Origin of the sequence: Pseudomonas sp. C8002, from assembly GCF_013385765.1 — a bacterium.
In the GTDB taxonomy this organism is placed as follows: Bacteria; Pseudomonadota; Gammaproteobacteria; order Pseudomonadales; family Pseudomonadaceae; genus Aquipseudomonas.
In genome coordinates this window covers 1-2,732 of sequence record NZ_JACAPJ010000056.1, presented here as the reverse complement: position 1 = coordinate 2,732, position 2,732 = coordinate 1, and the positions used below count along the sequence as shown (strand labels likewise).

Here is a 2,732-nt window from a genome sequence, read left to right as displayed (position 1 = left end):
GCGCTGGGCCAAGGATGGCCCATCGCGGCGGCCCGCTTCGCGGTGCCGGAGTGAGGGAACGCCGAGCCCTAGCGAGGCGCCGACAGGCGGGGCAGAGCGCTTTGGTTACTTTGCCGCTTTTGCAAAGTGACTCGCTGTAAGAGCGAAACCATAAGCGGCCGTTACCGCAGCAACGGATATATACCCAAACCCAACCAACACCCAACCACTACTCCGCACTACGCTGCGTATGACTCGATACAAACTGCCGAAACCGCTCCGTCGGCAACCCCTCAAACAACTCCGCCGGGGTGCCCTGGGCATCAATCAACCCATTGGCCATAAACACCACCCGATTGGACACATGCCGCGCAAACCCCATCTCATGGGTCACCACCAACATGGTCCGCCCTTCCTCGGCCAGCGACCGCATCACCCGCAACACCTCCCCCACCAACTCCGGGTCCAGCGCCGAAGTCGGCTCATCAAACAACATTACTTGCGGGTTCATCGCCAACGCCCGGGCAATCGCCACCCGCTGCTGCTGCCCACCCGACAAATGCGCCGGGTAATAATCACGGCGATCATAAAGCCCCACCTTGTGCAGCAGTTGCTCAGCTTCCTCCACACACTCGGCCTTCGAACGCTTGAGCACCCGCATCGGCCCCTCGATGACATTTTGCAAAACCGTCATATGCGACCACAGGTTAAAACTCTGGAACACCATGCCCAGCTTGCTGCGCATGGTCTCCACCTGCCGCGTGCTGCCAGGCAACAACCGACCGTTGCGCTGGCGCTTGAGCTCGATGGTTTCGCCGTCGAGCACAATACTGCCCTCGTCCGGGGTTTCCAGCAGGTTGATACAACGCAGGAAAGTGCTCTTGCCCGAACCGCTGGCACCGAGGATGGAAATCACGTCACCTTTGTGAGCCTCCAGCGAAATCCCCTTGAGAACCTGTGCCGAACCGAAAGCCTTGTGAATGTTGTTAACCGTAAGGGCGCTCTGAATCTGAGTACTCATGACAAGCTCCGCTGCAATCAGGAATGAGAAATAGGTTCGGGGGTTTGCTTGACCGGCAGGTCTTTCGGCCGCTCACGCAGATGGGGCGACAGACGATGTTCAATCCAGGCCACCACACGCACCACCAGGAAATTCAGGATCAGGTAGATCAACGCCGCACAAATGAACACTTCCATGGTGCGGTAGGTACGCTGGATGATTTGTTGCGCCACGCCGGTGACGTCCCACACGGTGACCAGGCTGGCCAGCGCGGTGGACTTGACCAGCAAAATGGCCTCGGTGGAATAGGCCGGAAGCGCCTGGCGCAAGGTGACCGGGCCGATCACTCGCCACAGCAGGGTCCAACGCCCCATGCCTACCGCCTGCCCCGCTTCGATCTGCCCTTGAGGCACGCTCAGCAGGCCACCGCGAATGATTTCAGCGGTGTAACCGGCGGTGCACAGCGCCAGGGAGACCACGGCGCAGCCATAAGGCGACCTCAACACCACCCACAGGAAGCTGTCGCGAATCGCCGGGAACTGCCCCAGGCCGTAATAGATCAGGAACATCTGGATCATCAGCGGCGTGCCGCGAAACAGCATGATGTAGAAACGCGCCGGGTAGCTGAGGAATGGCCAGCGGCTGACGCGCATGGACACCACGCCCAGCGACAGCAGCAACCCCAGGGTCAGGGACGAAAAAAACAAGGCCAGGGTGATGGGCAAGGCACCCAGCAACTTGAGCATGGTGTCGGCAAGAAAGGCGAAATCGATCATGGCAAACGGTCCCTTCTCACGACTGTGCAGGATTGCGCCGCTGCGTACGCTGTACGCGCGCTTCGGCAATATTGAAAAGACGGCCCGAAAGCCCGGTCAGAATCAGGTAGCACACGCCGCCGACGATGTAGAACGTGAAGTACTGGCGCGTGGAACCCGCCGCCACCTGGCTGGCGCGCATCAGTTCCACCAGGCCAATCACCGAAATCAGCGCGGAGTCTTTCAGGCTCATTTGCCAGACGTTGCCCAGGCCCGGCAGCGCGTACCGCCAGATCTGCGGGATCAGCACCCGGCGAATCCGCGTTGCGCGGTTCATGCCGATCGCCAGTGCTGCCTCAAGCTCACCCTTGGCCACCGCGATAAAGGCACCGCGATAGACCTCAGCCTGATACGACGCCGAGATCAATCCGACGGCGATGGCCCCCACCATGAACGGCGGGACATCGACATAGCCTTCACCGCCAAACCAGTGATTGACGGCCGTCACCACACTGGCACCGCCGAAATAGAACAGGTAGATCACCAACAGCTCCGGAATCCCCCGGAACAGGATGGAATAGGCATCCCCCAGGTATCGCAAGGCACGCTTTTTGGAAAGCTTGGCCATGGCCACCAGGCTGCCGACCAGCGCACCGACCACCAGCGCCGCAAGGGTCAACAACACGGTCATGAGGGCGGCCTTGAGCAAGGCCATCCCCCAACCCGTGTCGCCAAAACTGAGCATCTGCATGAGACTCATCAAGTCACTCCTACCGAAAACACATAAAGCACCGGAACCTTGAAATCCGTCTCAACCTGCCCGACGTCCATGAAGCAAAGGGTGCAACTGCCTGCCTGGTTTACTTGACCATCGGCAGGTTCAAACCCTGCTCCTTGGCGCAATCAATCGCGATCTGGTAGCCCGCATCCGCATGACGCATCACGCCGGTCGCCGGGTCGTTGTGCAGCACGCGAGCGATACGCTCGGCGGCTTCGTC

The 2,732-nt window shown here is 60.2% G+C and carries 4 protein-coding genes; all 4 read right to left on the bottom strand.

Annotation, left to right across the window (positions count from 1 at the left end; all coding sequences use genetic code 11):
* Nucleotides 1-208: 208 nt before the first annotated feature.
* Nucleotides 209-1,000: an ABC transporter ATP-binding protein gene (locus HX814_RS31275; protein ID WP_003220035.1), complete on the bottom strand. Its 792-nt coding sequence runs from the start codon at nt 998-1,000 to the stop codon at nt 209-211.
* A 17-nt stretch (nt 1,001-1,017) separates the two neighbouring features.
* Complete coding sequence (locus tag HX814_RS31270; protein WP_102369535.1) at nt 1,018-1,755, bottom strand: ABC transporter permease; 738 nt, start codon at nt 1,753-1,755, stop codon at nt 1,018-1,020.
* 16 nt (nt 1,756-1,771) lie between these two features.
* Nucleotides 1,772-2,494, bottom strand: coding sequence for an ABC transporter permease (locus HX814_RS31265; protein ID WP_003220032.1), 723 nt, complete (start codon nt 2,492-2,494; stop codon nt 1,772-1,774).
* A gap of 100 nt (nt 2,495-2,594) precedes the next feature.
* Nucleotides 2,595-2,732 (bottom strand): hypothetical protein (locus HX814_RS31260; protein WP_177015454.1); only part of this gene is annotated, 138 nt, incomplete at its 5' end.

Excerpts from the sequence above, each read along its gene's own strand:
- HX814_RS31270 (WP_102369535.1), bottom strand. The coding sequence starts at position 1,755 with ATGATCGATTTCGCCTTTCTTGCCGACACCATGCTCAAGTTGCTGGGT.
- HX814_RS31265 (WP_003220032.1), bottom strand. The coding sequence starts at position 2,494 with ATGAGTCTCATGCAGATGCTCAGTTTTGGCGACACGGGTTGGGGGATG.
- HX814_RS31275 (WP_003220035.1), bottom strand. The coding sequence starts at position 1,000 with ATGAGTACTCAGATTCAGAGCGCCCTTACGGTTAACAACATTCACAAG.